This is a genomic window from Salinispora sp. CH2A1_6 (genome assembly GCF_056820975.1).
On sequence record NZ_JBXEDG010000010.1, the window covers coordinates 1 to 15,186 of the forward strand.

Sequence of the window (15,186 nt, forward strand, 5' to 3'; positions counted from 1 at the left end):
CGTACTGGCGGAGCACCCCCACGTGCGTGGGGAGGACACTTCGTGACCTGTGCGTCTATCGGCCGTGGGCGCGGTTTTGCGTCGGTCGAGTCGTGGTGTCGTACGGCTGTGGTTGCATGCTGATGCCCTTGCGGAGCGGGTACGAATGGAGGGGGTCGGATTGGGGGTCGACCATGACGGGGTCGATGCTGGGATCTGGGGCAAGTCTAACCATCTCCCGAGACCGTATCCGTTGCTCTGGCATTTGATCGATACCGCGGCCGTTGCTGGTGCGTTGTGGGATCGCTATCTGGCCCCGAACCAACGGCGGGTCATTGCAGAGGGGCTGGCCACCGACGACAGTCACGCTAAAACGTTGATCATGTTTTGGGCGGGGTTACACGATGTCGGCAAGGCAACCCCGGGGTTTCAGAAGAAGGACGGGAGCGCGTTCGATGCGCTGCGGAGTGCTGGTTCGTATGAGGATGTTGTGGGCGATGGCTCGTTGAGGCATGACGCCGCTGGCCAGTTGGCTTTGCCGGATCTTCTTGCTCCTTTGGGGTATCCGCAGTTGGTCAGGCGGGTCAGTGACCGCTTGGCCTACCGCGTCGCTCAGATCGTCGGCGGCCATCACGGGCGTTTCCAGCAAACCAGTGGTCCCCATGGTGGCCGGGCGCAGCTGGGCAAGGGCGGCTGGTCGAAGCAGCGCGCGGCCCTGGTACGGGTGGTGCATGAGGCCGTGGGTTCACCCGAGCAGCCGCCGGCGATAGGTGCCGCAGCCAGTGTGCTGGTCACGGGGGTCGTGATCCTCGCGGACTGGCTGGCCAGCCAGGAGCACTTCTTGCGTCAGCAGTCTTCACGAGTGCCGCAGTACACGGGCGCCGAAGCGGCGTCGACTCATCTCGCGGCCTTATCCGCGCCCGCTGCCGCCCTGCTCGACGACGCCGGCTTGGGGTCACCGTCGTTTCGGGCGGTGGGTTTCGATGATCTGTTCCCGCACCGTCCGAACGCTCTTCAGCGGTCGATCATTGAGGAGTTGCTGCCGGTGGTCGACAGTCCGGGCCTGTTGGTCGTGACGGCGGCTACGGGGGACGGGAAGACCGAAGCCGCTCTGGTGGCTGCCACAAGGTTGGCCGAGGTATGCGGGGCGCACGGGTTCTTCTTCGCTTTGCCGACGATGGCGACCTCCGACGAGATGTATCGCCGGGTACGGGCGTTTGCCGCCCGGCTTGCCGCCGGTCCGGCGCCGGTCACGCTGCTGCACAGCATGTCGTGGTTGAACGCTGAGTACGAGGCTCGGGCGGTTGTCGACCCCGGTGGTGCGGCTGAGGTGGTGTCCGATGATCCCAGTGGTGATGTGGTGGCACCGGAGTGGCTGCGCGGCCCCAAGCGGGGGCTGCTGGCGCCGATGGCGGTGGGTACGGTTGACCAGGCGTTGCTTGCCGTGCTGACCACCAAGCACAACGCGCTGCGTCTGCTCGCTCTCTCGGGCAAGGTGTTCGTTGTTGACGAGGCGCATGCGTACGACGACTTCACGACCTCCCTGCTGTGTCGCCTGTTGAACTGGTTGGGGGCCTACGGATGCCCGGTCGTCCTGCTGTCGGCGACGTTGCCCTCGTCGCAGGCGGCGACTCTTGTAAGGGCGTACGAGGAGGGTGCTGGCGTCGGGCCGACCAACACGTCTGTGCCATATCCGGGTTGGACCTTCGTGCCGGCGATCCAGGGGCGCGCCACGGTTTCGATCTCACCAACGATGCGGGAGGCCCTGGTCTCGGGTAGGACCGTGGAGTTCACGCTCGACCTACGCCCTGTTCGTCACCTCGTCGGGTCGGAGAGCGACCCAGCGGATCGTAGGGCGGTGGTGCGGCAGGTGCTGGCGCCGGTGGTCGAGCAGGGTGGGTGCGCTGCCGTGGTCTGCAACACGGTCAACGACGCTCAGCAGACCTACCGTGTCGTTCGTGACTGGGCGGCCGGGGGAGTGGATGTGGTGCTGCTGCACTCCCGTTTCCCGGCTCGGCGCCGGGAGGAGATCACGACGCGGATCATCGGTCGGCTGGGGAAGGACGGCAACCGCCCTAGATCGATGATCGTAGTTTCTACTCAAGTGCTAGAGCAGTCACTTGACCTGGACTTCGACCTGTTGGTGACGGATCTGGCGCCGATGGCGCAGCTGTTGCAGCGTGCCGGTCGGTGTCATCGACACCGCAGGACGAGGCCGCCGTGGGCTGCGCAACCGCGAGTGGTGGTTCTCGACCCGCGGGGCCCGGACGGTGTCGAGCATGTCAGGCCGGCCGCTTGGGGAGACGTGTACGCGCGGTACCTGCTACGGGCCACACACCTTCGGCTGGCGGGGACCGACAGGATCGCCGTTCCGCACGCAGTGCAGAACCAAGTGGAAGCGGTATATTCGCCACAGTCAGTCGACCTTGATCCCGTGCTAAGCGCCGAATACGACGAATACCGCGCCGAGGCGATGGCCCTACGTGGGATGGCTGAACTCGGTGTCATTCCTGAGCCTGTTCAGGTGGCCGACCTGGCAGCGCTGAGTCTTACCGAAACGCCGGAGTGGCGTGCGTCAACCCGCCTGGGAGCTGAGTCGGGGCGGGTGCTCTGCTGCTACCTCGACGCTGGCGGCAGGCAGTGGCTCGACCCCGAGCGGCGCACCCTTCTACCGCAGTGCGGGGCGAGACCCGACGGCCGTTTCTCCAGCCAAGAGGTACGGATGATCCTCCAGGAGACGATCCCGCTCCGAACCGACATCCTCATGGGATATGACCCACCCGCCGCCTTACCAGCATCCTGGAGCAACAACGCCTGGCTGAAGCGTCTCCTGCCGCTGTGGCTTCCGATCCTCCCCGACGGGCCTGGGTCGGCGGCTTGGGCTCGTCGATCAGTGCACCTTGACCCCGAACTCGGGCTGGTTGTTCTCTCCTCTTCGGAAGGACGGCAGTCTGGTGTGGTGAGTGAGTGAGCAAAGGGCGACGAAGGATGGACGCAGTAAGTGTGTCTCGCATCACAATTATCAATGCCTGCTCACGTCAGGCCAGCTCGATAGCTGTGGGGATCTCCGCCGGGTTGGATGCGGCGGCTTGCGAGACGGCGATCTTGGGCTTGCCCGAGCCCCCTCGCTGTACGATCCGGATTCGGCCAACGACCTTTTGGAGGAATCATGGAACGGTGTGAAGCAGGGCTCGACATCTCCCTCCGGTTGCCGGCTGCAACGGTGCTGACCGTCGTGGTGATCGTGATCCATGTGCTCGTGACGTGGATGTGAACCGTACGGAGTGAAGTGCGGGTTGCTGGCGGCAGCGCCGCAAGCAACCCGCACACCGCACCAATAGTGAGGAAGTCGATTGCCACGGGTCGTGGATGCGGCCGACGACCGGAGCACCCCCACGGTGAGGATCTCTCCGACTGTAAGTCATGTAGATGACATGCAACTTCGCGTCGGCGCGTGAGTTTGGCAACGTCAGTGGGCCTTCAAGTGGAAGCGATCACGCTTATGATCAAACCGTTCGATCTCACGGACCAGCCGTGGATACCGGTCGCGGCGAACGGCGAGCCGGAGTTGGTCGGCCTTCGGGAGCTTTTTACCCGTGCGGCCGAGTTCGATGACCTGGCTGTTCCGGTGCCGCCGGCGGCGTCCGGGTTGTGGCGAATTCTGTACGCGATCACTGCACGGGTGACTGGCCTGGACTCGCTGCGCGGGCCACAGTGGCGGCAGCGGCAGGAGTGGCTGCTTGACCAGGGCGGGTTCGCCGCAGGCGACGTCGATGCCTACTTTGCGAAATACTCCGACCGCTTTGACCTGTTCGATCCGCTTCGTCCGTGGATGCAGGATCCCCGGCTCGCTGTCGAGTGTCCGAGGTCCTCCGGGGTCAACAAGCTGGTGTTCGACCGTCCAGCGGGCAACTCTCAGGTGTGGTTCGGCCATCACACGGATGTCGAGGCGGTGGCTCTGGCTCCGGGGGAGGCGGCGTGGTATCTGATCGCGCAGCTGTATTACGGCGCATCTGGGCGGTGCAGCAGCCGTGAGGTGGCCGGGCAGAGGTTCGCCAACAGCAACGCCGGTCCGCTGCGGGGGGCCATGTCGTATCACCCGCTCGGGGAGAACCTGTTCGAGTCGCTGGTCGTGGGGGTGCCCCCACGGGTGTCATCAGGGCAGGACGAGGGGCTTGACCTGTGCCCGTGGGAGCGCGATGAGTTGCCGGATCCGCTCGGTGCGCCATGGTCGGTGTCGTGGCCGTGTGGCGCGTTGACGGGCCGTGCGCGGCATGCCGTGCTGCTGGTTCCAGATGCCGCCGGTGAGGCCGTGTCGGATGCCTACGTCACCTGGGCGTGGCGGCTTCCCGGGGCGGCGTCTCCTGATCCGTACGTGGTGCGTCGGCAGAACAAGGAGGGCGGCTGGTACCAGCTGCCGGCCGACGGTTCCCGGGCTCTGTGGCGGGACGTTGACGCCCTGCTGGGCGGCAACACCGAGGTCAAGACGCACCGTCCCGACATCATGACTGGCGCCGCCGACCTCGGTCTCGACGGACGGGTGCGCGCGTATGGCTTCGATCAGGACGGGCAGGCCAAGGATCGGCAGTGGTTCATCGCACTGACCCCACCAGTTCTTGGTTGGTTGAGTGAGCGCGACCCGGTGACCGCGGACGGCGTGGCCCTGTTGACCCGGGCGGCGGAGTCGATCGGTCGGCGTGTCGGGGCCGCACTGCGGCAGGCCTGGCGGGAGATGGTTAGCGTCAAGGACCGAGAGGGCCCGTGGGCTCATACGGGTGAGGCGTACTACTGGACGCGAGCCGAGGCGGTGTTCTGGGAGCACGTGCGAGACGGCCGTTTCGCCGAGGGTGGGCGGGCTTTCGCGCGGTTAGGGCACGAGGCCATCGACCACGCCGCGGATGGCGATGCCAGCTCACCGCGCCTGGTGCGGGCCACGCAGACCGCGCATCGGCTGTTGACAACACCGTTGAGGAAGGGATCGGGCGCGTGATGTCCACGGAGATTGAAGAACGGCCTTCCGACCGGTTCGCGAGGCGGGTCACCGAGCGGTGCCGTCGTGATCGTGGTCAGCGTGCGGCGCTGCGCCGAGGTCTACGTCGTCCTCCCGAGCAGGCGCACACCATGCATGCCGTTGTCGCCCCATTGCTGTCGGCGTCGGTGACGCAGGAACACGAGTATGCCCACTACGCCGTAGCGGCGATGATCGCCGCGTCGGTTCGTGACAGGCCAAAGGTCGAACCCACCGACGTCGAGCCAGCGAACGTCACTGACGCCGAGGAGGTAGCCGCAGCGGACGCCGACACCACGCCGCATAACCGCCCCAATCTGGGGCAGTCGTTGGCCTGGGCGGTGTGCCGGCCGGGCCTTGGCCGTCGGGCGATGAACCGGGCTACCGCGGAGAAGCGACTGCATCTGCTGGTCCGGCAGGGCTACCCCGGCGTCTACCAACACCTAGCCGGGGTGGTGCGGCATCTCGGCGCGGTCGAGGTCCAGGTGAACTGGGGGCAACTCCTCGACGACCTCTGTCAGTGGCGGTACCGCCGTGACCAGGTCGCCAAGCGATGGCTCCAGTCCTACTACCGCACCCTGCACGAAGCCGACCGCCACGCCGAGCAGCAGAAAAGCAACCCGAGCCTGGAGGAGCCCGCATGACCGCCCGTTACGTCGACATCCATGTGCTGCAGACCGTCCCATACGCCAATCTCAACCGCGACGATCTGGGCTCACCGAAGGCTGTGCGCTTCGGCTACGCCGATCGCACCCGGGTCTCCAGCCAATCCTGGAAGCGAGCCGTTCGGCGGGAGCTGGAGGAATCGTCAGGTGACAAGGCCAAGCGCACCCGGCGGCTGCCGCAGGCCATCCAGGCTCGGCTCACCGGGTCCGACTGGGACTCGGAGCTGGCGGCCTTCGCGGCGATGCAGGTCATGGCCACGCTCGCCACGATCGCGGTCAAGGCCGACGGTTTCAAGGTGGACAAGGCCACCGGTGAGGCGCAGGTGCTGTTCTACCTGCCGGAGCGGGCCTTCGACATGCTCGCCGAAGTCTGTGTGCAGCAGCGTGATCGGCTCATCGGCCTGCGGTCCGGCGCGCTCAAGCTCAAAAAGGGTGAGGCGCCGCTGCCGGCCGAAGCCGTCCGTGCGGCGATGGAGCACCGCAACGATGTGATCAACCTGTTCGGGCGGATGCTGGCGGAACTGCCCGGCAGCAACGTTGACGGGGCGGTCCAGGTTGCCCACGCGTTCACCACTCACGGCACGGACCCGCAGGTCGACTTCTTCACTGCCGTCGATGACCTCAAGCAGGACGCCGACCAGGCCGGCAGCGGGCACATGAACAGCGCCGAGTTCAGCACCGGCACGTTCTACCGGTACGCCAGCGTCAACCTGGAAGACCTTGCCCACAACCTCGGCGACCCGGCCACCGCGGTCGAGCTGACCACGGCGTTCCTGTCGGCGTTCATCACCGCCATGCCGCAGGCCAAAAAGAACGCCACCGCACCGTTCACGGTTCCCGAACTGGCCTACATCGCGGTTCGCGCCGACCGGCCGGTATCATTGGCCAGCGCCTTCGAAACCCCGGTACGGGCCACATTCGACAGCGGATACGCCGAGCCGTCACGTCGGCAGCTCGCCGAGTACGCCGGACAGATCTACCGACTGATCGGCGACCAGGGAATGGTCTACCACGGTTGCGCTAGCGTCGACGACAAAGGCCTGGAACAGCTCGGCGAGACTCGCCGGAGCTTCGACAACCTGATCGCCGCCGCCGTCGACAACCTGAGGACGAAATGACGGGTCTGCTGCTGCGGTTGGCCGGGCCCATGCAATCGTGGGGTGACCACAGCACCTTTAGCGTCCGAGACACCGGCACCGTCCCCACCCGATCGGCCATGATCGGCATCATCGCCGCCGCTCAGGGCAGGCACCGCGGCGAGCCGCTCGGCGACCTCGCCCCGGTGCAGTTCACCGTCCGCGTCGACCGGCCCGGCACGGTCATGTCCGACTTCCACACCGTCGGCGGTGGGGCACCGCCGGAACGGACCGTACCGACAGCAGAAGGCAAACGCAGGACGGCGGGTGCCGGCACCATCGTGTCGCGTCGGTCCTACCTGGCAGACGCGGTGTTCACCGTCGCGGTCACCGGCCCAGCCGAACTCGTGGGCCAAGTCCACGCGGCGCTGATCCGCCCGGTCTGGGGGCCGTACCTCGGACGCCGTTCCTGCCCCGTTGAGCACCCGTTCCTGCTGTCCGGCCCGATCCCCGACCCCGTCGGCCACCTGGAACACCTGCCGCTCAACCGACGCCGCCCCCCGGGCGACGAGGAGACCGTCAGGGTGGACTTCGTCGCCGGGCAACCAAGCGGCGACGGCGCCGCCAGCCGGATGACACTCAACGACGTACCCATGGAACCAGTGCCCGGAGACCCTGACCCGCGTCGACGGCGTTACCTCACCCGCCAGGTTTACGTCACCACCCGCAGCCTGCCCGCCGATCTGTGCGCCGGCACCGGCCTCAACTACCTGGACGCACTGGACGAGCACCTGCGAGGAGTCCGAACGTGATCGCCTGGCTGACCCGGATCTCACTTGACCTCCGCCATCCGGCGGCACGACGGGACCTGCGCGACACGAGCGCCCTGCACCGTCGCGTGATGTCGCTGGTGCCGGACGGTCTGGGCGAACAGCCACGACACCACGCCGGCGTGCTCTTCCGGCTCGACCACACCACCACTGGCCCGATGCTGCTGGTCCAGACCACCCTGCCACCTGACCCGAACCGGCTGCCCGACGGCTACGCCACCGTCGACACCCGCGACATCAGTCCGCTACTGAAGGCCCTGACCAACGGAATGGCGATGCACTACCGGATCGCTGCCAACGCATCCAAACGAGCGTGGAAGGGCAACAGCGCCGGCAAGGTCGTCGCCTTGTCTGGCCAGCAGGCTGAGCAGTGGTGGCAGCGCAAGGCCGAGGCCACCGGACTCGATCTGCGTCACCTGCGCGCCCAGCCACAACCGGCCGCTCGCGGACGCGCCATCCCCGTACGCCATGCCATCACCCTGTTCGAAGGGCAAGCGGTGATTACCGACGCGGACCAGGTCCGCGCAGCCGTGCTGACCGGCATCGGCCGCGGACGCTCGTTCGGCTGCGGTCTACTCAGCCTCGCACCGATGCGATGAGCACCAGCGCCCAGCGGCGACTCGCCGCACCGACCCTGGCCATGCTGCCCCGCGTGGCGGACTCGCTTAGCTTCCTCTACGCCGACATCGTTCGGATCGTCCAAGACGACACCGGAGTCCTCGCCCAGGTCGATACCCCGAAAGGGGCCGAACGCGTCTATCTGCCCACAGCCGCGCTCAGCTGCCTTCTCCTCGGACCCGGCACCTCGATCACCCACCACGCCCTGTCCACCCTCGCCCGCCACGGCACCACCGTCGTCTGCGTCGGCTCCGGTGTCGTCCGCTGCTACGCCGGCATCACCCCCACCTCCCTGACCACCAACTGGCTGGAAAAGCAGGCCCGCTGCTGGGCCGACGACAACACCCGACTGCAGGTAGCGATACGCATGTACGAGCAACGCTTCGGTGAAGCCGTCCCCGACGGCACCACGCTGGCCCAGCTCCGCGGTATGGAAGGCCAGCGCATGAAGACGCTCTACCGCCTTTTGGCTCAGAAGTATCGAACCGGCAAATTCCGCCGCAACTACGACCCCAACAAATGGGACACCCAGGACCCGGTCAACCTTGCGCTATCAGCGGCCAGCGCCTGCCTATACGGAGTGGTCCACGCCGTCATCCTCGCTTTGGGCTGTTCACCAGCGCTCGGCTTCGTCCACAACGGCACCCAACACGCCTTCGTCTACGACATCGCCGACCTCTACAAGGCCAAGGTCACCGTGCCGCTCGCCTTCTCCATGAGCACCTCCGCCCACCCCGAACGTGACGTACGTCGAAAGCTGCGCGGCGAGTTCCGCCTACTCAGGCTGATGCCGACGATCGTTACCGACATCCAACATCTACTCGACCCCGACAGCACGCCGAAACAGCGGCAACCTGCCGCCGAAATCACCTCACTCTGGGATCCAGAGATGGGAGCCATGCCGTCCGGAGTCAACTACAGCTCAGATCCCTGGGACTAGCATGGCTTCCCTTGTCGTCCTGGCAACCACGGCCGTACCCGATCATTTGAGAGGCGCACTCAGCCGCTGGATGATCGAAGTAACACCCGGCATGTTCGTCGGAACGCTCTCCGCCAAAGTCCGCGACGAGCTATGGAACGCAGCAAGCGGCGTCGTCGGCGACGGCGCCGCCGTCCTCATCCACCCAGACGACACCGAACAAGGCTTCTCCCTACGGACCGCAGGAGAACGCAGACGCCGCCCGGTCGACTTCGACGGCCTCACCCTGGTAGCCATGAGCCCGAAAGAACACCACGACGACGCCCCCACCCCAGCAGAAACCATCTGGCCGGAAGGCTGGTAAAACCGCAGGTCACTAAGTGTCCTCCCCACGCACGTGGGGGTGCTCCGGCGAGCCTCAGACAGCCGGCCCCGCAACCCGTGTCCTCCCCACGCACGTGGGGGTGCTCCGGAGAACGAGGTGTCAGTAGTCAGCGTATCGGCGTCCTCCCCACGCACGTGGGGGTGCTCCGAGAAGGTGGACCGTAAGGTCGTACCTAATCCGGTCCTCCCCACGCACGTGGGGGTGCTCCGCGACGTGGGGGCCGGCGCCGGCGAGGATGATCGTCCTCCCCACGCACGTGGGGGTGCTCCGGACCCCACCGAGCAGGCAAACGCCGCCATCGCGTCCTCCCCACGCACGTGGGGGTGCTCCGCTCATCTTCGGCGGGATGTCCAACGGCGCCGAGTCCTCCCCACGCACGTGGGGGTGCTCCGCCGGGTCGGCGCCGCTCGTGCCCGCTTCCGCCGTCCTCCCCACGCACGTGGGGGTGCTCCGTACGAGTGAGCAGGCCACATGTCCGCCACAGCGTCCTCCCCACGCACGTGGGGGTGCTCCGCAGCACTCGCACACTGGATGCGCAGCCCCGCCGTCCTCCCCACGCACGTGGGGGTGCTCCGTCTGTGCTGACCAGGCCGGTCGCGGGTCGAGTGTCCTCCCCACGCACGTGGGGGTGCTCCGGCGGCGCGGCACTTGGCCGATGACTGGCGAGCGTCCTCCCCACGCACGTGGGGGTGCTCCGCCAGGACGGCCCTCGACGGCCATGGTTGCTACGTCCTCCCCACGCACGTGGGGGTGCTCCGGCTACTGGGCCACGGCCACGGCCGTGTCGGTGGTCCTCCCCACGCACGTGGGGGTGCTCCGCTTGAGTAAACGCTCATAGCTTGAGACACGGTGTCCTCCCCACGCACGTGGGGGTGCTCCACGGAAGCCGGGTCGTACACCTGGAAGATCAGCGTCCTCCCCACGCACGTGGGGGTGCTCCGCTACGGCCGGTGCTGCCGCTGCTGCTGATCAAGTCCTCCCCACGCACGTGGGGGTGCTCCGGTCGAAGAGCGCTAAGCGCGCCGACCCGCCTGGTCCTCCCCACGCACGTGGGGGTGCTCCGCTGGCAGTAGCGGGCGCCGTGCTCTGGAGGCCGTCCTCCCCACGCACGTGGGGGTGCTCCGACCTCGCCGGTCAGCGATACGCCCTGCACATCGTCCTCCCCACGCACGTGGGGGTGCTCCGTGACCAATGACTCGCCAGTCTTCAAGTCTGACGTCCTCCCCACGCACGTGGGGGTGCTCCGCCGCCCGCGCGAAACTCGCCGCCCGGGTGGGCGTCCTCCCCACGCACGTGGGGGTGCTCCGCCGGTGTGGCACTGGAGGCGTCCGCCAGCCAAGTCCTCCCCACGCACGTGGGGGTGCTCCGGCTCCCGGCGGTGGTTGCGTCACCGGCCCGGGGTCCTCCCCACGCACGTGGGGGTGCTCCGGAAGCGCCATGACCGAGATGGCCGCCCATCGGGTCCTCCCCACGCACGTGGGGGTGCTCCGACCTGGGAGCCAGAGCGGGGCCAGCTCTGGCTGTCCTCCCCACGCACGTGGGGGTGCTCCGATCCGCAACGGTCGCCACCTGCCATCGGCGGAGTCCTCTCCACGCACGTGGGGTGCTCCGCTGGGCCGCCTACTGGCACGACTCCGCGGCTTGTCCTCCCCACGCACGGCTTCTGGAGGCGACAAATGATCGAGCCTGTGCAGATCTGCAGGGCGCCCGCGGGTGAGAGCATGCCGTCGCTGGGCTCCCGTGCCCTGGCCACCGCGCCGATGGCGCTGCGGACTTCTGCACCCGCGATCCAGCCACTGCCGAACCGCCTGAATCGCTCACCCTTTGGTGGCAGGTCCGCGGTGGTGCGTGGTCCTGCCACCGATCAGCGAAGGGCCACAGTCGAGTCGAAGCGGTCCGCCACGTAGTTCAGCATGCTGGTCAGCTCCTGAGCGCTGACCGCATGGCCGGCCGGACGTGGCCCGTCGATCGGTAGGGAGCCGACATGGGCCCACTCCAGCCGTCCGTCGGGGCCGACCCGGCTCCTGGTCCGGCCCTGAGTGTCCGGGTGCAGGCAGTACGGAACGTCCAGCAGGCCGCGCCGGAAGGCGATGCGCAGGGCGGTGCCCAGGTCCGGGTCGAGTGACCGGACCGTGTCGATCATCGTGCGGGCCTCCTCGTACAGCCCGGACTCCGACGGCGTCCAGGGGTGGCGGCCGGCGGCCCGCATCTGCTGGGAACACCGGACCTCGCGCTCGGCCCGTTCCACGGCCGCGACGTTGTCGGCGACGTCCGGGATCCGGACCGACTCCATGACTGTCTTGACGATGAGCCGCTCGGCACCGCCGAAGACGGCGATCCGGGCGCTCTCGTCGAGCAGGGCGGAGGAGCCGGCCCGGGTCCGGGGGAAGACGCCCATGTACGTGTAGAGGACGACGTGGACGTCAAGGTCCGGCAGCAGCTCGCCGATCAGGCGCCGGAGGGCGGCCAGGGCCTCCAGGTCCTGTTCGGGCTGGGTCTGCTGGGCGTAGCTCAGTGAGATGCTCGGCACCCGATGCTGGGCGAAGAACAGGCCTTCCAGTACGGCGATGGCCACCAGCAGCGATGGCGGGCACATCTGCCCCAGCATGCAGCCGCCGAAGCTCTCCAGGTGGGCCGGTCGTTCCGGCGTGGACATCTCGGCCAGCCGGTCGCATGCGGCCGACCATTCGTTGACCGCGGACCGTAATGGGGTGCGGCCGTACGGTAGGCAGTAGGAGACCGGTCCGCCCTCGGTGGCGTCCAGCCCGATCCGTGCCATGGCTTCGATGATGTGACCGGGCCGCGCTGAGCCGTGCCGGATCTGGATCGGGAATCCGGGCCGGTATACCTCGGACAGCATGGACCTGGTGGTGTCGTCGGGATGAGTGCACAGCGGGTAGCCGTTGAGGCGGGTCCGGGTCCGCACGGCGGTGCGGGCGCTGTGCAGGTCGCCGACGCGGGTGTAGCTGTCGAGTGTGATCGTGCCAACGGTGGTCGCCCGGGCGTCCCGGACCGCGACCAGTCCCGCCCGCATGGCTGATGGCTCGGCGAAGCCCATCCGGGGCTGGACGACCACCAGACCGGCACGCCGAGTGTGGTGGATCGCACCGGCGAAGCCAGTCTCCGGTGGAGCTGTCATCGCGCGCCTTCCAGTTCGCGGCCGGCAGCGGCAGGGGCAGTGGCGGCGGCGGCAGTGGCAGTGGCAGTGGCACGGGTCTCGGCGAGCAGCCGCATCAGCTCCGGCAGGTCGTCCTTCTCGAGGACGGCGGTCACCCCGGCGGCCTCCAGCGCGGGCGCGTGGTCGGCGTTCGGGTCCCCGGCGGTGCCGAGCAGCCCGCCAACGATGATCGGCATCGCGTCGTGCCGGGGGTCGTCGCGCACCACGGCGGCCGCCCGGGCCGCGTCGGTGTGGCCGTGTCCGTTGACCGAGCTGATCACCAGTGCGTCGGGCCGCAGCCGGACGCAGGTCTCGGTCAGCAGGTCGTCCGGGACGCACGGCCCGAGGTTGGTGACGTCGTGGCCGGCCTCCTCCAGGGCGAGCTGCAGGTACATGAGGTTCCAGGTGTGGGCGTCGGACGACGTGCCGGTCACCAGTACGTGCAGGCGGCGCAGGGTCACGACGGACGCCCGCCGATCAGGGCCGCCAACTCGGCCGGAGTGCGGTGCTCAAAGACGTCCACATAGGTCAGCTCGGCGTCGAACCGCCGGTACACCTTCGAGATCAGCCGGGTGGCCTTCAGGGAGTCGCCGCCGGCGTCGAAGAAGTCGTCGTTCACGCCGCACGGGGCGCCCAGGACGGCGGAGCACAGGTCGGCCAGCTCGGTGGCGACCGGGTCGACCTCGGGTGTGGCGGGCGCGGTGTCATTGCTGGAGATCATGCTGAGGTTCACCTTTCCGTTTGGGAGCAGCGGGAGTCGGTCGGCGATGCGCAGGGTCGCGGGTACGAGGTAGCTGGGCAGCCGCCCGGCGAGCCAGGTGCGGATCGCGGCGGCGTCCGGGGCGGTACCGGGGTCGAGCGGGACCACCCAGGCGGTGAGACCGCTCGGGCCGTCGGGGCCGTCAACCGGCGCCACGGCCGCGACGTGCAGCTGCGGGTGGGCGCAGAGGGCACGTTCCACCTCCTCGGGTTCGACGCGCAGTCCCCGGATCTTGATTTGCCGGTCGCGGCGGCCCAGGTAGTCGAGCCCGCCGTCCGGCCGTTCGGCGACCAGGTCGCCGGTGCGGTAGTAGCGGCCGGTGCCGTCCGGGCCGGGACCGAACCGGGCGGCGGTCTCCTCCGGCTTGCCGGCGTAGCCGAGGCTGAGCGACGGTCCACCGACGAGCAGTTCGGCGATGCCGTCCTGGTCCGGCAGGAGGATCTGTTGCACGTGGTCCAGGGGTGTGCCGATCGGCACCCGGTCGCTGGGCCCGATCCGCCGGCCGAACCCGCCGCCCAACTCGGCGGCGTGGGTGACGAGCACCGTCTCGGTCTGCCCGTACGTGTTGAGCAGCCGGATTCGGTCGGGGGCGCGCCTGGCCCAGGTCCGTACCTGGGGCGCCCGGACCTCCTCCCCGCCGATGATCACCAGCCGGAGGTCGCCGAGCAGTGCCGCCGTCGCCGCCGGGGTCTCGTCGGCCTCATCGAGGAATGCCACCAGCTCGTACCAGAAGGCCGTGGGCAGGTCGATGACGGTGATCCGGTGGCGCCGGACCGCGCTCAGCAGGGCGGGCACGGATCCGCTGGTCGCGGCCGGGTCGATGACGAGGGTGGCTCCGGACAGGAACGCCGACCAGATCTCCTCGCCGCTGGTGTCCCAGCTCAGTGCGGCGAAGCTCAGCACCCGGTCGCCCGGGCCGGTGGCGCACAGCCTGATCAGCGAGGTGGCCGCCGCGTGCAGGGCGCCCTGTGACACCCGGACGCCCTTGGGGTCGCCGGTGGAGCCGGAGGTGTGAATGACGTACACCGGGTCGTCGGGGTCCGTGACGTCGTCGTCCAGGCTTTCGTCGGACCGCGGAGCTGGATCGGTGTGCAGGAGTTCCACCGAGAGGCTGCGCGGGAAGCCCATCAGGGCGTCGGACCGCCCGATGACTGTCCGGACACCGCTGCCCGCGATCATCCGTTCGAGTCGGGGAGCGGGCTGGGCCGCGTCGAGCGGCGTGTAGGCCGCGCCGATCCGGCCGAGCGCCAGCAGGCAGAGCAGGCTCTGCCGGGTGCGTTCGGCGGCGACGCCGACCACATCGCCGTGGCCGATCCCGTGGCGGCGCAGGGACCCGGCGAGCATCCCGGCCTCAGACCACAGGTCGTGGTAGGTCAAGGTTCCGTCGGGGTCGACGAGGGCGGGGGCGCCGGGCCGCAGCGTCGCCGAGCGGCGCAGCGCCGCGACGACGGTGCCGGGGCTCGGCCCCGGGTCGGTCACCGCTTCGGCGGCGGCCGGGCCGGTGCGGGAGTAGGTCGCTGTCATGGCGTGTCCCTGTGGTCGGAGGCGGCGGGGATCAATTCGCGGCTGTCTGCTGGCGCTGCCGGAGGCTCAGCGGCCGCATGTCGGTCCAGAGGGTCTCGATCCGGTCCAGGCAGGTCTGCTTGGGGCCGCGGGTCCCCTCCTCCCGCCAGCCTTGTGGGGCCGGGCGGCTGGCCGGCCAGATCGAGTACTGCTCCTCGTCGTTGAGTACGACCTTGAACTGTTCGTCGGTGTCGGACACGGCCTCGCCTTTCTCGGAGGTGATGCG

12 protein-coding genes and 1 CRISPR repeat array are annotated in these 15,186 nt (G+C 68.5%); of the genes, 8 read left to right on the forward strand and 4 right to left on the reverse strand.

What is annotated here, in order from left to right; all coding sequences use genetic code 11:
* Positions 1–145 precede the first annotated feature (145 nt).
* From cas3 to cas2e, 8 genes are all read left to right on the forward strand, one after another.
* Entirely contained in the window at positions 146–2,950 is a 2,805-nt protein-coding gene (gene cas3 / locus AC1UKG_RS13590) for a CRISPR-associated helicase Cas3' (RefSeq protein WP_482642190.1), read from the forward strand.
* Between the two features lie 531 nt (positions 2,951–3,481).
* Positions 3,482–4,969: a type I-E CRISPR-associated protein Cse1/CasA gene (gene casA, locus AC1UKG_RS13595; RefSeq protein WP_018744963.1), complete on the forward strand. Its 1,488-nt coding sequence runs from the start codon at positions 3,482–3,484 to the stop codon at positions 4,967–4,969.
* Positions 4,969–5,631 carry a type I-E CRISPR-associated protein Cse2/CasB gene (gene casB, locus AC1UKG_RS13600; RefSeq protein ID WP_482642189.1) on the forward strand — a complete coding sequence of 221 codons (663 nt, stop codon included), beginning with the start codon at positions 4,969–4,971 and terminating at the stop codon, positions 5,629–5,631. The genes casA and casB overlap by 1 nt, the downstream gene beginning before the upstream one ends.
* Positions 5,628–6,770: a type I-E CRISPR-associated protein Cas7/Cse4/CasC gene (gene cas7e / locus AC1UKG_RS13605; RefSeq protein WP_482642188.1), complete on the forward strand. Its 1,143-nt coding sequence runs from the start codon at positions 5,628–5,630 to the stop codon at positions 6,768–6,770. Before casB ends, cas7e begins: the two co-directional genes overlap by 4 nt.
* Positions 6,767–7,540, forward strand: coding sequence for a type I-E CRISPR-associated protein Cas5/CasD (gene cas5e / locus AC1UKG_RS13610; RefSeq protein ID WP_482642187.1), 774 nt, complete (start codon positions 6,767–6,769; stop codon positions 7,538–7,540). Before cas7e ends, cas5e begins: the two co-directional genes overlap by 4 nt.
* On the forward strand, positions 7,537–8,157 hold the full coding sequence (cas6e, locus tag AC1UKG_RS13615; RefSeq protein ID WP_475889180.1) for a type I-E CRISPR-associated protein Cas6/Cse3/CasE: 621 nt from the start codon (positions 7,537–7,539) through the stop codon (positions 8,155–8,157). The genes cas5e and cas6e overlap by 4 nt, the downstream gene beginning before the upstream one ends.
* Positions 8,154–9,116, forward strand: a complete 963-nt coding sequence (gene cas1e, locus AC1UKG_RS13620; RefSeq protein ID WP_482642186.1) for a type I-E CRISPR-associated endonuclease Cas1e — start codon at positions 8,154–8,156, stop codon at positions 9,114–9,116. Before cas6e ends, cas1e begins: the two co-directional genes overlap by 4 nt.
* 1 nt (position 9,117) lies before the next feature.
* Positions 9,118–9,459, forward strand: coding sequence for a type I-E CRISPR-associated endoribonuclease Cas2e (gene cas2e / locus AC1UKG_RS13625; RefSeq protein WP_025619856.1), 342 nt, complete (start codon positions 9,118–9,120; stop codon positions 9,457–9,459).
* A gap of 18 nt (positions 9,460–9,477) precedes the next feature.
* A CRISPR array of direct repeats spans positions 9,478–11,031; the repeat unit is 29 nt; unit sequence GTCCTCCCCACGCACGTGGGGGTGCTCCG.
* 313 nt (positions 11,032–11,344) lie between these two features.
* Here the strand turns inward: cas2e and AC1UKG_RS13630 are convergent.
* Genes AC1UKG_RS13630 through AC1UKG_RS13645 form a run of 4 tightly spaced genes read right to left on the reverse strand, consistent with a single transcriptional unit; the run spans position 11,345 to position 15,159 of the window.
* Positions 11,345–12,619 (reverse strand): methylaspartate mutase, encoded by a 1,275-nt coding sequence (locus tag AC1UKG_RS13630; protein WP_482642185.1) that lies wholly within the window; start codon positions 12,617–12,619, stop codon positions 11,345–11,347.
* Positions 12,616–13,098 (reverse strand): cobalamin-dependent protein, encoded by a 483-nt coding sequence (locus tag AC1UKG_RS13635; protein ID WP_018815200.1) that lies wholly within the window; start codon positions 13,096–13,098, stop codon positions 12,616–12,618. The genes AC1UKG_RS13630 and AC1UKG_RS13635 overlap by 4 nt, the downstream gene beginning before the upstream one ends.
* Positions 13,095–14,921, reverse strand: coding sequence for a non-ribosomal peptide synthetase (locus AC1UKG_RS13640; protein WP_482642184.1), 1,827 nt, complete (start codon positions 14,919–14,921; stop codon positions 13,095–13,097). Before AC1UKG_RS13640 ends, AC1UKG_RS13635 begins: the two co-directional genes overlap by 4 nt.
* 31 nt (positions 14,922–14,952) lie before the next feature.
* Positions 14,953–15,159, reverse strand: coding sequence for an MbtH family NRPS accessory protein (locus AC1UKG_RS13645; RefSeq protein WP_026271693.1), 207 nt, complete (start codon positions 15,157–15,159; stop codon positions 14,953–14,955).
* Positions 15,160–15,186: the final 27 nt, after the last annotated feature.